20 protein-coding genes are annotated in these 19,241 nt (G+C 58.2%); 19 read left to right on the top strand and 1 reads right to left on the bottom strand.

Translation table 11 applies throughout. The features are described from left to right. Window positions 1–325: 325 nt before the first annotated feature. The 19 genes from L6439_RS13180 (at window position 326) to L6439_RS13270 (ending at window position 18,146) form a co-directional block, all read left to right on the top strand. Window positions 326–1,048 carry a response regulator transcription factor gene (locus L6439_RS13180; protein ID WP_213469420.1) on the top strand — a complete coding sequence of 241 codons (723 nt, stop codon included), beginning with the start codon at window positions 326–328 and terminating at the stop codon, window positions 1,046–1,048. Next, a complete protein-coding gene (locus tag L6439_RS13185) occupies window positions 1,038–2,054 on the top strand; it encodes a sensor histidine kinase (protein ID WP_213469419.1) in 1,017 nt (338 codons plus the stop codon). Before L6439_RS13180 ends, L6439_RS13185 begins: the two co-directional genes overlap by 11 nt. 98 nt (window positions 2,055–2,152) lie before the next feature. Then, the gene (locus L6439_RS13190) at window positions 2,153–3,073 is read left to right on the top strand and encodes an ABC transporter ATP-binding protein (RefSeq protein ID WP_213469418.1); all 921 of its coding nucleotides are present in this window, start codon (window positions 2,153–2,155) and stop codon (window positions 3,071–3,073) included. Next, a complete protein-coding gene (locus tag L6439_RS13195) occupies window positions 3,066–3,800 on the top strand; it encodes an ABC transporter permease (RefSeq protein WP_213469417.1) in 735 nt (244 codons plus the stop codon). The genes L6439_RS13190 and L6439_RS13195 overlap by 8 nt, the downstream gene beginning before the upstream one ends. Window positions 3,801–3,870: 70 nt before the next feature. Next, the gene (locus L6439_RS13200; RefSeq protein WP_168180584.1) at window positions 3,871–4,470 is read left to right on the top strand and encodes an undecaprenyl-diphosphatase; all 600 of its coding nucleotides are present in this window, start codon (window positions 3,871–3,873) and stop codon (window positions 4,468–4,470) included. Between the two features lie 99 nt (window positions 4,471–4,569). Beyond that, window positions 4,570–4,935: a hypothetical protein gene (locus L6439_RS13205; RefSeq protein WP_168180585.1), complete on the top strand. Its 366-nt coding sequence runs from the start codon at window positions 4,570–4,572 to the stop codon at window positions 4,933–4,935. A gap of 252 nt (window positions 4,936–5,187) precedes the next feature. Beyond that, window positions 5,188–6,186 carry a beta-ketoacyl-ACP synthase III gene (locus tag L6439_RS13210; protein WP_213469416.1) on the top strand — a complete coding sequence of 333 codons (999 nt, stop codon included), beginning with the start codon at window positions 5,188–5,190 and terminating at the stop codon, window positions 6,184–6,186. Continuing rightward, window positions 6,176–7,384 carry an ATP-grasp domain-containing protein gene (locus L6439_RS13215; RefSeq protein WP_213469415.1) on the top strand — a complete coding sequence of 403 codons (1,209 nt, stop codon included), beginning with the start codon at window positions 6,176–6,178 and terminating at the stop codon, window positions 7,382–7,384. The genes L6439_RS13210 and L6439_RS13215 overlap by 11 nt, the downstream gene beginning before the upstream one ends. Beyond that, the gene (locus tag L6439_RS13220) at window positions 7,381–8,379 is read left to right on the top strand and encodes an NAD-dependent epimerase/dehydratase family protein (RefSeq protein WP_213469414.1); all 999 of its coding nucleotides are present in this window, start codon (window positions 7,381–7,383) and stop codon (window positions 8,377–8,379) included. The genes L6439_RS13215 and L6439_RS13220 overlap by 4 nt, the downstream gene beginning before the upstream one ends. A gap of 87 nt (window positions 8,380–8,466) precedes the next feature. Beyond that, on the top strand, window positions 8,467–9,339 hold the full coding sequence (locus tag L6439_RS13225) for an MBL fold metallo-hydrolase (RefSeq protein WP_213469413.1): 873 nt from the start codon (window positions 8,467–8,469) through the stop codon (window positions 9,337–9,339). Continuing rightward, window positions 9,336–10,658, top strand: a complete 1,323-nt coding sequence (locus L6439_RS13230) for a F390 synthetase-related protein (protein WP_213469412.1) — start codon at window positions 9,336–9,338, stop codon at window positions 10,656–10,658. Before L6439_RS13225 ends, L6439_RS13230 begins: the two co-directional genes overlap by 4 nt. Next, window positions 10,655–11,818 carry a GNAT family N-acetyltransferase gene (locus tag L6439_RS13235; protein WP_213469411.1) on the top strand — a complete coding sequence of 388 codons (1,164 nt, stop codon included), beginning with the start codon at window positions 10,655–10,657 and terminating at the stop codon, window positions 11,816–11,818. Before L6439_RS13230 ends, L6439_RS13235 begins: the two co-directional genes overlap by 4 nt. 14 nt (window positions 11,819–11,832) lie before the next feature. After that, window positions 11,833–12,702, top strand: a complete 870-nt coding sequence (locus L6439_RS13240; RefSeq protein ID WP_168180592.1) for an SDR family oxidoreductase — start codon at window positions 11,833–11,835, stop codon at window positions 12,700–12,702. A 173-nt stretch (window positions 12,703–12,875) separates the two neighbouring features. Beyond that, a complete protein-coding gene (locus L6439_RS13245) occupies window positions 12,876–13,838 on the top strand; it encodes a stalk domain-containing protein (protein ID WP_213469410.1) in 963 nt (320 codons plus the stop codon). A gap of 313 nt (window positions 13,839–14,151) precedes the next feature. After that, on the top strand, window positions 14,152–14,328 hold the full coding sequence (locus L6439_RS13250) for a hypothetical protein (protein ID WP_168180594.1): 177 nt from the start codon (window positions 14,152–14,154) through the stop codon (window positions 14,326–14,328). Window positions 14,329–14,343: 15 nt separating this feature from the next. Further along, a complete protein-coding gene (locus L6439_RS13255; RefSeq protein ID WP_168180595.1) occupies window positions 14,344–15,048 on the top strand; it encodes an ABC transporter ATP-binding protein in 705 nt (234 codons plus the stop codon). After that, a complete protein-coding gene (locus L6439_RS13260; protein WP_213469409.1) occupies window positions 15,041–16,180 on the top strand; it encodes a hypothetical protein in 1,140 nt (379 codons plus the stop codon). The genes L6439_RS13255 and L6439_RS13260 overlap by 8 nt, the downstream gene beginning before the upstream one ends. Window positions 16,181–16,207: 27 nt before the next feature. Continuing rightward, window positions 16,208–17,386, top strand: coding sequence for a sensor histidine kinase (locus L6439_RS13265; RefSeq protein ID WP_213469408.1), 1,179 nt, complete (start codon window positions 16,208–16,210; stop codon window positions 17,384–17,386). A gap of 13 nt (window positions 17,387–17,399) precedes the next feature. Next, window positions 17,400–18,146 (top strand): LytR/AlgR family response regulator transcription factor, encoded by a 747-nt coding sequence (locus L6439_RS13270; protein WP_213469407.1) that lies wholly within the window; start codon window positions 17,400–17,402, stop codon window positions 18,144–18,146. Between the two features lie 65 nt (window positions 18,147–18,211). Here L6439_RS13270 and L6439_RS13275 read toward each other — a convergent pair whose 3' ends face one another. After that, entirely contained in the window at window positions 18,212–19,192 is a 981-nt protein-coding gene (locus L6439_RS13275) for a DMT family transporter (protein WP_213469406.1), read from the bottom strand. Between the last annotated feature and the right edge of the window lie 49 nt (window positions 19,193–19,241).

Consider the following 19,241-nt stretch of genomic DNA (forward strand, 5'->3'; position numbering starts at 1 on the left):
GAAACAATAGATCGTGTTTTGCTGATGCAAAGGAAAAGCATGGTATGCGGCAGACGACCATACGAGGGTTAAAAAGAAGGTCCGCGCAGGCCGATGCTGGTTATTGCTGCCATGATTTCTTGATATCGTTCCTGGCAAGCGCAGCTCCGAGTCTTTCATTTCCGTCACATTGATAGCGGACAAGCCGATTATACTGTAATATGATCATGGACGAATGATCAAGAGCGGCCATGCGCGATGTTCCGCCTGGCGGCATCGTGTCTCGTCCCCGGGATCAGAGCATGTTACAAATGACTGTAAATAACCTTATGGAGTCGGTGAGAAGATGGAAGAGATTCGCGTGCTCATAGCCGATGATGAAAAAGAAATACGTGACCTGGTTAAAACGTATCTGGAAAGAGAAAGATATCAGGCCGATGCGGCGGCCGATGGAGAGGAAGCCCTTCGTCTGTTCGAGAGCCATAAATATAATTTGGTCCTGCTAGACCTGATGATGCCGAAAATCGACGGCATTGAAGTGTGCAGAAGATTGCGCCAGAAGACAAATATTCCGATCCTGATGCTGACCGCCAAGGACCAGGAGATAGACAAGGTGCTGGGGCTGGGCATCGGAGCGGATGATTATATGACGAAGCCATTCAGCATCAACGAATTGGTTGCGAGAATCAAGGCTCATTTGAGAAGGTTTTTGGTCCTGGGCAGCGAGGCCGGCAGCAGTGCCGGCCACGAGGAGGCGCATATCCGGTACAAAGGCTTGACCATCGATCTGAAAAAATATGCGGTGACGAGAGAGGGAGAAGAGGTCGCGTTGACGGCCAAGGAATTTGAGCTGTTGAAGTTTTTGGCTTCCCGCCCGGAGCAAGTCTTTACGAAGACGCAAATTTTTCGCCAAGTGTGGGGCAGCGCCTATGTGGAAGACGATAATACCGTGATGGTGCATATCCGCAAGCTCAGAAAGAAGATCGAAGCCGATCCGTCCGACCCGAAATGGATCCAGACCGTATGGGGGATCGGGTACAAGTTTGCAGGTGAAAAAGATGAAGCGTGACACAACGATCCTGCTTCTCGGCGCGCAATTATTGCTTATGACCGGTCTTCTTGCGATAGAAGCGACGAACCAGCCCCACCGATTCCTGCGCGGGGCTTTATTTTTTGCGCTGGCGGCGATCACGGTCATTCTGCTGCTCATGCGCCTTCGCTTCAGGACGAAGCTGGCAGAGATGTCCGCGGCATTGAAGCGGGCGGGCAGCGGGAATGTGAACACCCGCCTGCTGGCGAATGAAGAGCCGTTCATCAATGAGGTCATCTTCGCCATCAACGAGCTGATCGAGCAATTGGATATAATCCGGGTGCAGACAATCAAATCCGAAGCGGCGAGAAAAAGTCTGTTGTCCAATATTTCCCATGATATTCGGACGCCGCTGACCTCAATTATCGGATATGTGGATGCGCTGAACGATGATATCGCGGCCTCCCGCGAAGAAAAGCAAGAATATGTCGGCATTATTTTAAGGAAGGCAACGGCGTTGAAGCAGTTGATCGATGAAATATTCGATCTGGCCAAGCTGGATGCGGACGAAGTTCCGCTGCGTCCGGAAGCGCTCGATTTGGCCGAAATGGCGCGCGAGGCGGTCATCGCGTTTTTGCCCGAGCTGAAGCGGGCGGACATGAAGCTGAACGCATCCATTCCCGAGGACAAATGCGTGGTAACGGCGGATCGGATCAGTCTTCAGCGAATCATGAATAATATGATAAAAAACGCCGTGCAGCACGGCCGAGACGGACAAGCATTGGGCATCGAACTGGCCGAGCACGGGGGCGCGTATCATCTGACCATCTGGGATAAGGGGCAGGGCATTCCGGAGGACGAATTGGCCAAAGTGTTCGAGCGAATGTACCGGACCGAGCGGTCGCGGAGCCCGATGTACGGAGGAAGCGGCCTTGGGCTCGCCATCGCGAAGGCGCTGGCAGAGAAGAACGGCGGGAAAATATGGGCGGAAAGCGAGCCGGGACAAAGAACCTCGTTCACCTTCTCCCTTCCGAAGCACCGTTAAGATTTATTTAAGAACCGATTAAGAGGCATTTAAAATCGCCGTCTTATCATAGAGGTATGGGCTGGCGAAGACATCGCCCCGCAGCAGGAGGTGCAGCTATGACCGCAATTATCAAGACGATCCGGTTAACGAAGACCTATGGCGATCAGACCGCGGTGGACAACCTGAACATGACGGTGAAGCAAGGGCAGATCTACGGCTTCCTCGGCCAGAATGGCGCTGGGAAAACAACGACCATTCGCATGCTTCTCGGGTTAATCAAGCCGACGCGCGGCGAGATCGAAATGTTCGGGGAACATCTCCATAGCAAGCAGAAGGAGATCTTAAGGAGAGTAGGGTCAATTGTCGAGTTCTCAGGCTTCTATGAAAACTTGACCGCCCGGGAGAATCTGCTCATCAATGCCAAGCTCATGGGCGTTCATAAAAAGAATGCCATCGAGGAAGCGCTCGAGATCGTCGGGCTGCAGCATGAGCCCGCCAAGCTGGTCGGCCAATATTCCTTGGGAATGAAGCAGCGGCTGGGCATCGCCCGCGCCATTCTGCATCATCCGGAGCTGCTGATCCTCGATGAGCCGACCAACGGCTTGGATCCGATCGGCATCAAGGAGATCCGGAAGCTCATCAAGTCGCTGGCCGAAGAACGCAAAATAACGATTCTGATTTCGAGTCATATTTTATCCGAGGTCGAGCAATTGGCCGATCATATCGGGATTATTCATCAAGGCAAGCTGCTGGAGGAGCTCTCCTTTGCCGAGCTTCGGCGGCGGAACCGCAAATTTCTCGAATTCCAGGTCTCGAATGATAATCGGGCGGCCATGCTGATGGAGCAGCATTTCGGGATTTCCGACTATGAGGTGCAGGACGGCGGGATCATTCGTGTGTATTCGCATCTCGGTCACCAGGGGCAGATCAATAAGATGCTGGTCGAGCATGAGATCGAAGTGACGAGAATTGCGCTGAGCGAAGATGGACTGGAAGATTATTTCATTCACTTGATAGGGGGCGGTACGATTGGTTAATTTGGTATGCACCGAGCTTCTGAAGCTGAAGCGGGCCAAAATGTTCATGGTCAGCCTGATTGGAGCGGCGGCCGCCCCGATTATGGTCTTTATCGGCTATCTGGACTACATGGCCAAAAAGCCCGGCATGCCCGTCTTATTCAGCGACGCGTGGTCGGAGACCAATCTGTATACGACCCTGCTTATCGGGACGCTGCTGTACGGCGTCATCACGGCTTATCTGTTCAACCGCGAATATGCGGAAGACACCTTGAAAAACCTGTTGACTATCCCGGTATCCAGAACCGGCCTCATTGCCAGCAAGCTGGTGCTGCTTTTCCTGTGGATCATGGTGTTGACCTTTACGTCGTGGGGACTGACGTTTATATTCGGATTGCTGGGACAGTTTGAAGGCTTGACTGCCGGCGTTGTGCTGCACTCGTTGAAGAAGTTTTTTATCGGGGGCAGTCTGCTCTTTCTCTTGTCGACCCCGACGATGTTCGTTTCTTTTCTGTTCAAAAACTATGTGCCGACCATTATTTTTACGGCCGTGATTACGATGGGGAACGTGGCGTTGGCCAACCGGGAATACAAGGCGATCTTTCCGTGGTCGGCGGTCCATGTAATCGCGGAGAACGGCTTCGTTCCCGCTTATCCTCCGCTGTATTCCTATGCGGTGATTATTGCGGCCGCAGTCATCGGGTTGATGGCCGCGATCGTGTACTTCAACAAATCGGACATTCATTGAAGTCGAGCTGTTGATTCTGTCGTCATAGTCATATAGAAATAGAAAATATAAATAGAGGAGGAAGGTCATTTTGTCTCAATGGAACATAGATATCTTTCGCGCCATTAATGATCTGGGCAAGCAATTCGCTGCCCTCAATCCCGCCGCCGTCTTCGTGGCGGAATATATGCTGTACGCGCTCGCCTTGGCGATGCTTGGCTATTGGTTCACCCGGAGCGGCCGGAACAGAATGATGGTCATCCAGGCAGGACTTGCGTTCATTTTGGCGGAAATCATGGGGAAAGCGGCCGGGAAGCTCTATTCTCATCATCAGCCGTTCGCGGAGCTTCCGCAGGTCAACAAGCTGATTGATCATGCTATCGACAACTCTTTTCCAAGCGATCATACGATTCTCTTCTTCTCCGTCTGTGTGTCCTTCTGGCTCGTTCGCAGGAAAGAAGGGTGGATCTGGCTGGGGCTCGCCTGCTGCGTAGCCGTCTCCCGGATCTGGGTAGGGGTTCATTATCCGGTAGATATCGCTGCGGGGGCGCTAATGGGCATTGTGTCCGCCTTGGTCATGTACTGGCTCGTTCCGAAGCTCGGGTTCGTCAAGCGCTTGCTCGCGCTGTACGAACGCGCGGAGCGGCGCATCCTGCCGATCAACAGCAAATCCGACAGCTTCGGAGAATAAAACCTATTTGGCCGGCAGTGTTACACCCCATTGCAAACATACACGCATCATTGTCCCGCAATGAATATGCTTTAGTAATTTAGAGTTATAGAGGTGATAATGATGACATTACCGCTTCATCGGAAGTGGCCTGCCGAGCCGGTGCTTGTCATTACGAAGGATGGCAGGTGGTATATCGGGCAGATCACGGCAGCGAACAAAGATAAAATCACTTTGCATGGCGCAATGACTTCCAAGAACGCATTGCAGAAACAAAGGAGAAGAAAAGGGAAACGGGCGCAAACCTCGGGCCTGCTTGATATGTTGTTGGGCGCAAGGGATGACGGGCCGGAGAGAGGAGCCGCGGAGGCGGGCCCGGAACAAAGAGCTTCCGGCGCTTTCGATGGGGGCAAATTGCTGCAGGGCATTCAACTATGCGTCGGAATGCTCCAGCATGTCATTCCTTTAATGAGGTTGTTTGCGTAAAAGTCAGGTTAGGTCTGCGATATTCGCATAGAGCCGCTTGGCATGGAGATGTGCGCGCAGTGAAAAAAGTCAGTTGTCTTCCCCGGAAAAAGCGGAAGTCAAGCTGGCTTTTTTAATTCTCCGAGCTTGGCATGGCCGATGGATAAAAGAGGGATAAGCCGCAGGAAGGGGGTCCATTTTCCCATCAACAGTCAGGATCTCTGTGCTAAAATGACTTGTATTGAGTTTTTTCGTCACAGGGGAGGAGACCGCGTGCATAACCGACAAGTCAAGCTGCTGGCCAGCGGCAAATATTTGCCAAAGCGAAAAATGACATCCGCCGATATGGATCGGCTTCTGGGCGTTCCGGATGGCTGGGTGCAAAAAAAATCGGACGTCTTGGTCCGCCATTTCATTGAAGATGAAACGGCTTCTTATATGGCCGCGCAAGCCGCCCAGGACGCGATGCGCCGGGCCGGGCTTCGTCCGGGCGACATCGATTGCATCGTATGCGCGAGCGGCACGCAGGAACAGCCGATTCCTTGTAATGCGGCCCTGCTGCAACAAGAGCTGGGGCCGGAATGGTCCGGCATACCGGCTTATGACATCAATTCGACATGTCTGAGCTTCCTCGTCGCTCTTGATACGATATCTTATCTGATCGAGGCTTCCCGCTACCGCCGGGTGCTGATTATCTCGTCGGATATCGCTTCGACCGGCCTGAATTGGCAAGACCGGCAGAGCGCGGCCCTCTTCGGAGACGGGGCCGCCGCGGTGATTGCCGCCAGGGCGGAGGAGGGGGAGACATCAAGCATCGTCCATGCGGCTATCCGCACCTACGCCGGCGGCGCCGAGCTGTCGGCAATCCGCGGCGGCGGATCGAGGCTGCACGCTTCGGCTTACAACGAAGCGACGCGCGAGGAGTTTTTGTTCCGGATGGACGGTCAGGCCATCTATCGGATGGCCTCGAAGCTGCTGCCGGACTTCACGAAGGAGCTGCTGGAGGCGGCCGGAGCGCGCATGGCGGATTTCCGCCTCGTCATCCCGCATCAAGGAAGCGCGATGGCGATGAGGCTGCTGGGCAGGAAGCTCGGGATCGCCGAGGAACAGCTCCTGTATATCACGCCGAATCATGGCAACACGATCGCGGCTTCGATCCCGATGGGGCTGCATGAAGCGATGACACAGGGGCGCATTCAGCGCGGGGACCGCATCCTGCTGCTCGGGACGTCGGCAGGCCTGACGCTTGGAGGAATGATCATTGACTACTGAAGCGGAACCGACCGCCGTGCTTATTACCGGAGGGAGAGCGCCGGCCGCGCTGGAGTGGGCCCGCCTCCTGCATGCCGCGAAGTGCCGGGTCTATGTCTGCGACAGCCTGCCCGCTTATGTGAGCCGCTACTCGCGCGCCGCCGCGGGCTCGTTCACCGTGCCGGCGCCGAGGTTCGGGCCGGAAGCGTTTGCCGATGCGGTCGCGAAGGCGGTGGCGAAGCATCGCATTAGGCATGTCATGCCGACCTGCGAGGAGATTTTTTATTTGGCGCGGCACCGCGAGCGGCTGGAGGAAGCCGGGGCCGCTGTGTTCGCGGACAGCCTGACGGCTTTGCTGCGGCTGCATCATAAGGCGGATTTCATCCGGGCCGCAGCCGCTTGCGGCTTCCGCGTTCCGGACACGCGCCTGATGGAGACGCCGGCGGACTTGGCGGAAGCGCTGTCCGCTTGGTCTGACCGGGAACGGGTCGTGCTGAAGCCGGCCTATTCCCGGTTCGCATCCCAGGTGCAGATCGGCAGCCCCCGGCCGGGCCGCGGCCATATTCAAGCGCCCGCGAACCTGTCGCCCGCGAATCCGTGGGTGCTGCAGCAATATATTGAAGGCGCGCCGATCTGCACCTACAGCATCGTGCGCCACGGACGCGTGGTGGCGCATGCGGCCTATGAGGCCCGCTACCGCGCCGGCCTCGGCGCGGCCGTTCAGTTCGCGGCCATCGACCACCCGGAGGCGCTCCGCTGGGTTCGCCGCTTCGCGGAGGCCGAGCGGCTGACGGGCCAGATTGCATTCGATTTCATCGAGGCGGCCGACGGAACGCTGTTCCCGATCGAATGCAATCCGAGGGCGACGAGCGGAATTCATCTGTTCGCTCCGGAGGACGGGATCGCGGAAGCGGTGCTGCGCGATGCCGGGCCGGAGGGCGGAGCGGAGCTCATCGCTCCCCGGGGCGGACGCCAGGCGATGATCGGGTTCGCGATGGCCGCGTGCCTGCTGCGCCGCGGTCTGGCGTGGACGGAGCGCAAGGAAGCGCTGCGGGCGCTGTGCCGGAGCCGGGATGTGCTGCTCCGGGCTCGCGATCCTTGGCCTGTCCTGGGCCAGGTCCCGGCGTTGATCGCCCTGCTTCGCCTAGGACGGAAGCATGGCGTTCCGCCGACGGAAGCAAGCACAATCGATCTGGAATGGAATGGTGATGCGACATGAAGGCATTGGTAACCGGGGCGACGGGGTTTCTCGGCATGTGCCTCGCCCGGCGGCTGCATCAGACGGGCTGGGATGTCACCGCCGTCGGCCGCGACAAGGAGCGGGGCGCGCTGTTGACGGCTGACGGCATCCGCTTTCTTCCGCTGGATCTCGGCGACAAGGAGGCCGTGCTGCGCGCGGGGGAACGGCAGCAGGCGGTGTTCCACTGCGCGGGGCTGTCCACCGTGTGGGGGACGTATGCCGATTTCTATGCGGGCAATGTCGCCGCCACCGAGCACATGATAGAAGCCGCGCAGCGTCATGGAGCGCAGCGGTTCGTATTGGTCTCGACGCCGAGCGTCTACTTCGACTATACCGACCGCCTCGGCGTCGACGAGGACAGCGAGCTGCCTGCCCGCTTCGCGAACGATTACGTCCGCACGAAATATTTGGCCGAAGAGCGGGTGCGCGAAGCGATGAAGGACGGGCTGTCCGCGATCATCCTGCGCCCGCGCGCGCTGTTCGGTCCCGGCGACCGGGCGCTGTTCCCGCGCTTGATGAGGGCCAACCGGGAACGGGGCATTCCGCTCATCGACGGCGGCCGGGCACTGTTGGACTTGACCTATGTGGACAACGCCGCGGAAGCCTTGATCTGCTGCGCGAGAGCGCCGGAATCGGCCTGCGGCGAGGTGTACAACATCAGCAACGGCGAGCCGATCCGGTTCGTCGACGCGGTGAACCGCTTGTTCGCGGAGATGGGGGAGGCGCCGCGGTACCGCCGCGTGCCGTACCGGACGGCCTTCGGCCTCGCCGCGGGAATGGAAGCGGCGTACCGGCTGTTCAAGCTGAACGGCGAGCCTCCGTTCACGCGCTATTCGGTCGGCGTCGTCAGCCGCAGCCAGACGCTGGACATCCGCAAGGCGAGAGAGAAGCTCGGATACGAGCCGCGAGTTGGCTTGCAGGAAGGCTTCGCGCGCTTTGCGGCCTGGTGGAAGCAGGAGAACGCATCCCGTTGAGCCGGTATAGGGTATCGTCTATACGGTCGTCAATGAACCCTGCATTGCCGCCTAATCAGAACGGAAGAACAGGATGGAGTGAACGCAATGAGCAGCATCAATCGAACCCTTGTGCGGCTGACTTGGCTGACGACGGGCTCGTGCACGCACCCGGAATGGGTGACGATACAGAACGGATCGCTGCGCAAGGCCGTATTTCCGGCGGGCTTCGCCGTCATCGAACACCCCGGCAGAGGGCTGGTTCTCTTCGATACCGGCTACGCCTCCCGCTTCTTCGAGGCGGCGGCGGGATGGCCATACCGCTTGTACCGGATGGTGACGCCTGTCCGCTTCACGGAGAGCGAGAGCGCCGCCGCGCAGGTGAAGGCGCGGTTCGGCGCGGAGGCGGCCGATGTGGGAACGATCATCGTCTCTCACTTCCATGCCGATCATATCGCGGGATTGAAGGATTTCCCGAACGCCCGCTTCCACTGCTTTCGTTCCGCGTATGAGGTGATTCGGGGCAAGCGCGGGTGGTCTGCCCTGCGGGCCGGTTTTTTGCCGGATTTGATGCCCGATGATTTCGAGGCCCGTTCCGTCATGATAGCGGATACGGGCGAAGGAATGGAATGGCTGAAGCTGCCGGACGGGCTCCCGTTCCATTATGGCTGCGACCTCTTCGGGGACGGCAGCGTCGTGGCGGCAGACGTGTCCGGGCATGCGCACGGGCAGATGGGGATCTTCGTGACGACGGAGCGCGGCAGCTTCTTCCTGTGCGCGGACGCCGCCTGGTCCGGCCGGGCCATCCGGGAGCGCCGGCCGCCGCATCCGTTCGCCGGGATCATTATGTCGAGCCGATCCGATTACCGAGACCGCTTCGAGCGGCTGTGCCGGCTCCATGAGGCGCGCCCGGATATTCGCATCGTGCCGAGCCACTGCCGGGAGGCGGACCGGCATATCAATCAGGAGGGAAATCCATGAGAGCGACACCGCTCATTGCATTTGCATCGCGCTATATCCATACGCTGAGCGTCGGGAGGCTCCGCTCCCGGTCTGCGCTGGAGCGTTGGCAGGAACGGAAGATTGCTCGTCATATCGCGGCCGTGCGCGCCTTATCCCCCTTTTACCGCGAGCTGTGGGAAGGATGGTCCGACACGGAGTGGCGGCAATTTCCGATCATTGAAAAAACAGAGATGATGGCGCATTTCGATCGGCTGAACACGGTCGGCGTCAGGAAGGAGGAGGCGATGGAGATCGCGCTGCGGGCGGAGCGCACCCGGGATTTCCGCTCCGCGATCGGCTCGGTCACGATCGGGCTCTCATCGGGAACGAGCGGGAACCGCGGCCTGTTCCTCGTCAGCGAGCGCGAGCGTCTCGCCTGGGCGGGATCCGTCGTGGCGAAGCTGCTGCCGGGCGCGCTGCTGCGCGGCGAGCGGATCGCTTTCTTCCTCCGGGCGGACAGCAAGCTATATCAGAGCGTGCGGCAGGGCCGGCTGCAGTTCGCCTTTTTCGATCTGCTGACACCGTACGGCAGCCATATCGAACGGCTGAATGCTTTGCGGCCGACCGTCCTCGTAGGACCGCCGTCCCTGCTGCGCATGCTGGCGGCTTCCCGCCGCGCGGGGGATCTGCCGATCCGGCCGCGCAAGATCATCTCGGTCGCGGAAGTGCTCGATCCGCTGGACCGAGCCTTCATCGAAGCCGCCTTCGGGCAACGGCTTCACCAAGTGTACCAATGCACCGAAGGCTTTCTCGCCTCGACGTGCGCGTACGGCACGATACATGTCAATGAAGATATCGTGCACATGGACAAGGAATATGTTGACAAGGCTCATGGCAAATTCGTTCCTATCGTGACCGATTTTTCCCGACTCGCGCAGCCGATAATCCGCTATCGTCTGAACGATGTGCTGACGGAGAAAAAGGGCCGCTGCCCATGCGGATCGCCATTTATGGCCATCGAATCCATTGACGGCCGCTGCGACGATCTGTTCTGCGTGCCGGCTGCCGGGGACAGCGGAAGGACGATTCCGTTATTCCCGGACTTCATCTCCCGCGCCATTATCGCTTCATCGGATCGGATTGAGGAATATGAGGCGGTGCAGTTGTCGCCCGAGCGGATGCGCGTGGCCCTGCGTATCGATCCCGCGTCGCGGCCGCAGGCAGAGGAGGCGGTACGCGCCGCGCTGGACGGCCTCTGCCGGCAAGCCGGATGCCGGCCGATGGCGATCGAATTCGCGCCGTATGCGCAGGGGCCAGGAGACCGGAAGCTCAGACGAGTGCGGAGGAGCTGGATATGAGAACAGAATCCGTTCGGCTCTATGATGCGGCCACCCTCTCCGATCTCTGCTGGCCGGATTCGGCAGACGGGCGCTATGCGAAGAGCTTCCTGCTGCCGCTGATGGAGTCGAATGTGTCCGCGTATATCCGCAACGCGAACACAAGGCTGATGGCGTTGAGCGTGGACGGCATGGTTCTGCCGGTCACGGCAGGGGACGGGGAATACGGCGACAATACGTTCGTCTGCTCTCCCTACACCCATTATGTCCGGTATGCGAGAGAGGAGCTCGACAGGCTCCCGAGCCGGCCGCTGCGGGCCGCTCTCTCGGTGCTGCTGAACGGAATCGGCGCCGGATTGCGGGCGGCCCGATTCGATGCCTGCGTGATGGTCAACAATTGGCTGTTGTCAACTAATCTCTATCCGGAGCGATTGACGGAAAGCCATATGCGTGTTATCGTCGCAACGCTGAAGCGGCAGTACCCGGGGCACGCAATCATGCTGCGCTCGCTCACTTCTTCTCTGCACGGCCCTCTGCTGGAGGGGTGCCGCCGGGAAGGCGCCTGCCTCGTGCCGAGCCGGCAGATCTATCTGCTTCGTCCCGCCGACCCCGCATGGCAGAATGCGAAGGCGCGCTGGCTGCTGAAGCGGGATTACGCCTTGATCGAACGGCATGGCTATACGATCGATGGCCCCGGGCAGATCGGGGAATCCGATGTGCCCCGCATCGAGGAGCTGTACGGCAAGCTGTACCTGGAGAAGTACTCTCGCTACAATCCGGACTTTTCGCGAGAATTTATTCGCCTGGCGCTGCGTGACGGCATTTTGCAGCTTCACGGCTTGCGCAAAGACGGCCGCTTGGATGCGGTGCTCGGATTTTTTTGCCGGGACGGGATAATGACGACGCCGCTGTTCGGTTATGATACGGCGCTCCCGCAGCGGCTTGGCCTGTACCGGATGCTGTCGGCGGCGCTTCTGGAGCTGGCGCGGGAGAACGGGCATCTGCTGCACGAGAGCGCGGGAGCGGCGCAGTTCAAGCGGAATCGGGGCGCGCGGGCGGATATTGAGTACAGCGCCGTGTTCTGCGATCATCTGCCGATAGGCACGAGGCTCGCGTGGCGCTCGCTCGCGGGTCTGCTGACGCGCGTCGGCATTCCGGTGATGCGCAAATACAAGCTGTAGGGAAGGGGAGACCGATGGAAAAGACAATGCGCGATGGAGGCAAAGCGGCGGATCGCCCTGTAGCCTTGGTTACGGGCGCTTCGAGCGGGTTCGGCATGCTGGCCTCCGTGAAGCTGGCGGAACAGGGCTACCAGGTCATCGCGACGATGCGGGGTACGTCCCGGCCGGAGGCATTGGCCGCACTGGCGGCTGCCCGCGGCGTGGAGTCCCGCTTGGAAGTGCGCCGGGTCGATGTCACGGATGCGGCGTCCATCGAAGCGGCCGTGGCGCATGCGCTCGGCGCCTATGGCCGAATCGACCTGCTCGTGAACAATGCGGGCTACGCGCAGGGCGGCTATGTGGAGGAAGTGACGATGGAGCAATGGCGCGCGCAATTCGAGACGAACGTGTTCGGCGCGATTGCCGCCGCGAAGGCGGTGCTGCCCCATATGCGGGAGCAAGGCCGCGGCACGATTATCAATATCGGAAGCATCAGCGGCCGGATCGCGTTCCCCGGCTACGCGCCCTATGCGGCGGCCAAGTTCGCGATCGAAGGCTTCAGCGAGTCGCTCCGGCTGGAAATGAAGCCGTATGGCGTCCATGTGGCGCTGATCGAGCCTGGCGCGTATCCCACGAATATCTGGGAGAAAGGATTCTCGTCTATGGCGGGAGACGATGCTTCCCCATACCGGAGCCGTCTGGAGACCATCCTCCGCTTCTCCCGGCAAAGCGCATCCTCGAAGGCCGATCCATGGGAAGTCGCCTGTCTGATCGGCCGCATCGCGGCGGATAAGCGGCCGCGCTTCCGCTATCCGATCGGGAGCGGGGCGCGCCTGCTCCTGGCCGCGAAGATGCTTCTGCCATGGACGCTGCTTGAGAAGCTGGTCCTGCGCCTCCTTCGCTGAAGGGGCCAGGGGAGAAAGGAGCGCAGGGCTCTCTGCCAATGCTCTTGGCCAAAAAATCGCTCGCTCTGTGCAACCTTGCATGAATCATCTCCGTCTGAGAGTGTGAGAGCGGTCACCCAATTGCGCAATTGGAGTCCATGATATGACCCGCACTCCAGAGAGGATGACATCCAATGAACAAAACCATTGCGGCTTCTATCGCTTTGGCGATCGCTCTGACGAGCGCGCAACCTTTTGCCGCGCCGGCGAGCGCGATGAACGATCAAGGGACGACAGTTCCCGTGGAGCAGGAACGTAATTTTTATGATGAATATGTGAAGCAATTCGTCCATAACGAGAACGGAGAAATCATCGGCACGACCCGCGGGACGAGTCTCAACAAGGACTGGCTGAAACTCGTCTCCGAGCGGCAGAGCTTGACCGTTGACGGCCAGTACGTCGATGCCGTTATTGTGCTGGACGGGAACTATCTTCTGATTCCGCTGCGGCCGGTGATGGAGAGCGCAGGATACGATCTGACATGGAACGCCAAGAAGAAGTCGGTCGAAGCCGTGAAGGGCGCCCTATGGACGAGCGTGGAGCTGAACAAGGACCAGTTCAACTACGCCAAGATGCCGATCCGGCTCGGCAAAGCGCCCGTGCTTAAGGACAAGACGATGTATGTGCCGCTCCAATTCGCAACCGAGGTGCTGAAGGCGGACGTAAGCTTGAACGAGCAAGGCGATGTCACGATACAGAGCCGGCCGGATCAGCTCCCGCAAGATTCCTTCGGGGGCATGCATTGGGTGATCGTCGTCAATGGCGAGGGCATCGGCGTCCCGTCTGAGGACGTATTCACGACGGAAGAGGACGTGATGGTGCCGGCGGAAGCGATCGGGAAGGCGCTTGGCTACGCAGTCGAGCATAATAAGGATACGGGCGCTTATGAATTCGTGCGCGGGGCGACATGGATCGCCTTGAAGGAAGGCGGGACGACGGCCGCCGTCGGCAACCTGAACGTCGAGCTGAAAACGGCCCCGCTCGTCAAGGACGGCACGCTATATCTTCCCTTCAGCTCGCTTGCGGACGTATTCAAGGTGAAGACGGGCATCGATCCGACCGGCGTCGTTGGAATTCAAGAAGGGCAGTCCGAATAGACAACAACAAGAGATAGAACAGAACGAAGAAGATATGAAAAAGGAAAAGGCATGCTTCGGAGATCACCCGTTCCAAGGGACGAGCTCGGGGCATGTCTTTTCTTCTGCCGCGAACATGACGAACGCTCCGGCCTGGTAGCTCCTGGCAGGGGGCAGGCGCATCCTGAACGTGCCCTTTGAGGTCTTGAGCGTCATGGCAGGCTGCCGTCCGATGACTGTCGGCACGAATACGATGCCTGTGAAGACAGAACGGCAGATCTCCTCCCGCGAACAAGTACAATAAGCGTATCAACTCAATAGGAAGGGGTCAGCGATGCTGGATACGAAAAAGAAAAAAATAAGCTTTGCCGTCGTCATGCTCGCCGTATGGGGGGCGGCAGGCGTCATTTATGCCATCAAGGGAAGCCTCCTGCTCACGATCGTGGCGTTTGCCGTGGCGCTTGGAACGGGATTCAAGCTCTATGGCGCCCTAAAACATTCGGATAAATAAGGCAGGGTGGATGCGATGATACTGGAAGTGAACCATCTGTATGGTTGGTATACGAAAAATAAGCACGTTATCGAAAATGTTCACTTGCGGGTCGAGGAGGGAACCATCTGCGCCTTGCTCGGCGCGAATGGAGCGGGAAAAACAACCTTGCTCCATATTCTTGCCTCGATTCACAGCCAATATAGGGGAGAGATTCGCTACTGCGGCGAGAAGCTCACTCCGGGCAATTCGTTGCGGCTGAAGCGCCATCGATACTTTATCCCGGATCATCCGGAATTGTTCGATGAGATGCCGCCCATCGCCTTTATGGAAATGGTGCACCGTCTATACGGCAAAAGGCTTGACACCGCCCGGTTGGCGGAACTATGCGCGGCTTTCTCTTTCGACTCCTTCCTTCATCGGAAGATCGGCGCCTTGTCGCTCGGCAACAGACAGAAGACGGCGCTGATCAATGCGCTGCTGCTTCAATGCCCGCTGCTGATTATGGACGAACCGCTGGTGGGCCTGGACGCGGTGGCGATCGAGACCTTCTATCAGGAAATAAGGGCTTATGCGGCGCAAGGGAACGCGGTGCTGCTGTCCACCCACTTGTTCCCGATCGTGGACCATATCTGCGGCCAGGCCTTCATCCTTCATCAGGGGACCATCGAGGAATGCGTCACGACCAGCGGGCAGCGCTCGGTAAAAGAGCGCTTCTTCCAGGTGATTGGCCATGAATAACCCGGCATCGCTCTTTCAAGTTCTGCTGCTTGATGAGACCAAGAACAAACGATGGAGCAGAGAACTGTTCGCTATCGCTGCCGTCATGGCGGTCATCCTGTTCGTCATCCCCGCTCCGTATATTGCTCTCGGCCTCCAATCGCTCGGCACCCTTCTGAAGGGGACGATGGCGGCTGCGTTGTATTTATCGGCGCTGTCGTCCATCTCCAAGGTCAGAGACCGGAAGTACAAGCTGCTGCTGTCTCTGCCGGTAGACAAGAGAACGTTCATTTTCCAGTATGCGCTTGTGTTATGGATCAAGACCTATGCGCTTCGCGTCATGCCCCTTGTCCTGTCTATTCTTGCCGCAAGCGCATATAGCGGGAGGCTCACGCTTCTGCAATCCGTCTTGGCAGGGGCGGCATGCGCCATCGCCGGGTGGGCCGCTTCCATCGTCAGCATTGGCGCCGTTCTTTTCGCTTATGAACGCGGCTTCCTGCGCTTCCCGTCACGGCGATCGAGCATGAAGTTCAATTGGCTCAAGAGGGAGTTCGTCCGCTTCGCAAGCGATAAAGTGCTCCTTGTGAATCATATCGGGTATTCGTTGTTTATCCTTTTTTTCCTCTGGAACGCCGTTATGGTCTCTGATGCGGACAGCGAATTGGCGCTCTTCCTGTCGACGCTGCTGTCGTCCTGCTCGACGCCCGGCGTGCTGTTCTCTTACGAGAAGCCCTGCCGCGAGCTGCTGCTGTCTCTGCCGGTATCGGTAAAGAGCCTGTTCGCGGGGAAATATATATTCAGTCTCGCGATTACGCTGCCGCTGTATGCGGCTGCCTATGCGATCGTCCGCGCCTCTCATCCGGCGGGGTATTCGCCAGGGCTGCTCGCCGTCATGCTGTGCTCGCTCGTTCTCGTTACGTTTATCAAGCTGTATTACGACTATAAGCGGCCGAATCTCAACTGGAGCCACACCCGCCAGATGTTCGAGCATAAGCGCAAGTATGCGCTCTGGGCCATGTCGATGGCCGTATCGGCAACCTGGATGGTATACTCATATGTGTCGATACTCGTAATCATCGCTGCCCAATTGTTTTTGACGTGGGGCTTCCTGTTCGCGATTCGGAAGGGAGAAGCCCCGGACCGGGCAACCTAGAAGAAAAGAGAAGCCGGTGGTATAAACATGGATATGAGCACGGCCTTGATCATCGCGTTATTCTTCCTGCTCGTCTATATGCGGACCAAAGATGTTGCAGCATCACTGCTATTCGGCGCGCTGACTTATGTAAATTTTCTGTTCGCCCAGCAGATCAGCCACATTTTGTGGGCAGAGCTGCTGCCTAAGACTCATCCGGCGGCAGAGCAATTATTTCTGTTCGCGTTCATTGGACTCGTCGCCTATCTGATTGGGCGGATGTTCGCGGACGGAACGAAGCGGGAGGGCCGCGGCGAGAAGCATGTGTTTTCTTTGCGGCAGCGCATATTTATTTCGTTCGGCAATATGTGCATGATCATGGGAGGGATCTATCTTTCCCTTCTCTTTTACCGGGACGCGACCGATGTGGACGGCATGCTTCTGCATACGCTGCTGCTGGCGGTGTATATCGCCGTTATTGCCACCAGTCACCGGTTATATACGTACACGTTCGCGAAGGAAATGGAGAAACGGCAGGTGGAGCGGGAATTGGGGCAGATGGAGGAGTATGCGGCCTCCTTGGAAGCGGTGCTGCATGATATGAGAGCATTTAAGCATGACTATGCCAACATTTTATCTACACTGCAAGGGTTCATTGAGGAAGAGAACTATACGGAACTGAAGCGCTGCTTCTACGGTGATGTATACGCGTATTCCGAGAAGCTGTTCCAGATGAATACGAGACTGTCGCTGCTCGGACATATCAAGAGCGCGCCGCTCAAAGGGGTTCTCTCCTCGAAAATGCTGCGAGCTCTGACGGAGCGGATCGATGTCTTTGTCGACATCGCGGAAGACATCGACGAGGTGGACATGTCCACGCTCGATCTGTGCAGAATCATGGGGATTCTGATGGATAATGCGATCGAGGCGGCGCTGGAGACGCCAGAGCCCCGGGTCGAGCTTGGCATCGTATCGGCGAAGGGTTCCACGCTTTTCATTATTCGCAACAGCTGCTCCGAGAAGATCCCGCCGCTATATAAAATGTTCGAATACGGATTTTCCACCAAAGGAGAGAATCGGGGCCTCGGCCTGTCAATCGTGCGGGAACTGCTTGATCGCAAGTACCCCCATGCGGCTCTGAATACGGAGATCGACCCTGCCGCGATGACATTCATGCAGGAGCTTCGGATCAAGCAGATCCATCGCGGGAAGGATATATCGGGATAAAGGGGATTACCTCATGTTAAGCGTCTATATATGCGAGGATAACATACGGCAGCGCGAACAGCTTGAACGATTCGTGACACATTCCATTATCAAGCAGAAGCTGGACATGAAGGTGGCTCTGGCTACCGGCGACTACCGCGAACTGGCGGAGCGGCCGGGACGTGACGGCACTCCGGCCCTTTTCCTGCTCGATATTGATCTGAAGGCCGATATGAACGGCATCCAGCTCGGCGGGCTGCTGCGCGACAAGTATCCGGACTGCTTGATCGTCTTCGTGACCACTCATTCGGAACTGAGCTATCTGACGTTTCAGTACAAAGTCGAAGCCTTTGATTTTATTATGAAGGATCATCCGGGCCAATTTGAGATGCGGTTGGAGGAATGTCTGCGCAAAGCATATGAACGTCATTTGAAGAAGGGCGCGGATCCCCGGAGGATCACGATCGAGACCGATGAATCCATTATCAATGTGAAATATGAGGATGTGCTCTTCTTCGAGACTTCATCCTCGCCGCATAAAATCAAGCTTCACGAGCGGAACCGGCAGATTGAGTTCTATGGAACGCTGAAAGAGCTGGAGAAGCAGTTGGACGAGCGGTTCTACCGGTGCCACAAGGCGTATATTGTCAATGTGAACAATATTCAAGAGATAGACAAGCTGAAGCGGGTGGTCCATATGGTTAACGGAGAGGCATGCTATGTTTCCTTCCGCTATTACAACGGACTGGTGAAGGCCATGACGACCCTGACGGATAAATGAACGCAACACGCGACGCAACCCTCCGGCGGCACCGGAGGGTTGCGCCATGTAGGGGAGCCGCGGCCTTACGCCCTCTGCTCCTTAGCGGCCGCCGCGGGCGCCGCCGGCGCGAACCGCCGCCCCGCCAGGCTGGTCGCCGCCATGCCGATAATGACGATGATCATGCCCGCCATCGACAAGCCTTGCGGGAATGTGCCGTTCAACAGCAGCACCTCCCCCAGCACGGTGAATACCATCGTGCCGGATTGCGTCGATTCGACCGCCGCCAGCAGCATGTTATTGTGCTTCGCCATATCGGTGGCGAGGAAGAACAGAAGGCTGGCAATCACGCCGGAGCAGACGGCGAGCAGCAGCGCCTGCAGAAGCTGCGGGCTGGTCGGCCAGCCGACGCTGGCCGTCCCGTACAGGCCCAGCAGAATCGCGATCGGCAGGCTGCTGATCGCCATGCCCAGAGTGCGCTGGAAAGTATCCAGCCTGCCGTGGCACAGCTCCATCATCTTGCGGTTGCCGAGCGGATAGAGGAAGGCGGCGGCGAGAACCGGAAGGAAGCCCGCCAGCAGCTCGGAGATCGTAATTTGCCCCGCTTCGGTCACTTGCATGAGGATGACGCCGATTAATATAATGACAGATATACGTAAGCTACGATAGGGAATCGCTTGCCGCACTCTTCGCGGCCCTTCTTCCGCGGGCACAGTCACGTAAAAAATCGGCGACAGCAAGGCTCCCGCCAAGATCGTGATCTGCCACGTGCCGGAAGTGAGCCAGGAAGGAGCGAAGACCGCGGCGAAGCTGAGCAGCGAGTAGAAGCCGACGCCGCCAAGGGTGCCCCAGAGCAGCCATTGCAGCGGGTGCTTGCGCATCTCGCGGAGCAGGCCTGCCAGGTTGCCGCGGAAGGCGACGATGGCGATCAGGAAGGGAAGCGCCAGCAGAAAACGGAGCGACGCGGTCCATGCCCAACTGGTGCCGGAAAGATTCATGGCCCGGTTGATAATAAAGGTCGCCGAGAAGAACAGCGACGATAATATGCCAACGATGATGGCTCTCATTTGTCTCACCTCATTGATAATCATTTTCATCCAATCGCAGTAAATGATG

The organism is Paenibacillus dendritiformis (genome assembly GCF_021654795.1).
GTDB lineage: Bacteria > Bacillota > Bacilli > Paenibacillales > Paenibacillaceae > Paenibacillus_B.

Coding starts and splice junctions, on each gene's coding strand:
- L6439_RS13255 (WP_168180595.1), top strand. CDS start 14,344: ATGATACTGGAAGTGAACCATCTGTATGGTTGGTATACGAAAAATAAG.
- L6439_RS13275 (WP_213469406.1), bottom strand. CDS start 19,192: ATGAGAGCCATCATCGTTGGCATATTATCGTCGCTGTTCTTCTCGGCG.
- L6439_RS13205 (WP_168180585.1), top strand. CDS start 4,570: ATGATGACATTACCGCTTCATCGGAAGTGGCCTGCCGAGCCGGTGCTT.
- L6439_RS13185 (WP_213469419.1), top strand. CDS start 1,038: ATGAAGCGTGACACAACGATCCTGCTTCTCGGCGCGCAATTATTGCTT.
- L6439_RS13270 (WP_213469407.1), top strand. CDS start 17,400: ATGTTAAGCGTCTATATATGCGAGGATAACATACGGCAGCGCGAACAG.
- L6439_RS13235 (WP_213469411.1), top strand. CDS start 10,655: ATGAGAACAGAATCCGTTCGGCTCTATGATGCGGCCACCCTCTCCGAT.
- L6439_RS13260 (WP_213469409.1), top strand. CDS start 15,041: ATGAATAACCCGGCATCGCTCTTTCAAGTTCTGCTGCTTGATGAGACC.
- L6439_RS13230 (WP_213469412.1), top strand. CDS start 9,336: ATGAGAGCGACACCGCTCATTGCATTTGCATCGCGCTATATCCATACG.
- L6439_RS13225 (WP_213469413.1), top strand. CDS start 8,467: ATGAGCAGCATCAATCGAACCCTTGTGCGGCTGACTTGGCTGACGACG.
- L6439_RS13240 (WP_168180592.1), top strand. CDS start 11,833: ATGGAAAAGACAATGCGCGATGGAGGCAAAGCGGCGGATCGCCCTGTA.
- L6439_RS13245 (WP_213469410.1), top strand. CDS start 12,876: ATGAACAAAACCATTGCGGCTTCTATCGCTTTGGCGATCGCTCTGACG.
- L6439_RS13265 (WP_213469408.1), top strand. CDS start 16,208: ATGGATATGAGCACGGCCTTGATCATCGCGTTATTCTTCCTGCTCGTC.
- L6439_RS13180 (WP_213469420.1), top strand. CDS start 326: ATGGAAGAGATTCGCGTGCTCATAGCCGATGATGAAAAAGAAATACGT.
- L6439_RS13190 (WP_213469418.1), top strand. CDS start 2,153: ATGACCGCAATTATCAAGACGATCCGGTTAACGAAGACCTATGGCGAT.
- L6439_RS13220 (WP_213469414.1), top strand. CDS start 7,381: ATGAAGGCATTGGTAACCGGGGCGACGGGGTTTCTCGGCATGTGCCTC.
- L6439_RS13250 (WP_168180594.1), top strand. CDS start 14,152: ATGCTGGATACGAAAAAGAAAAAAATAAGCTTTGCCGTCGTCATGCTC.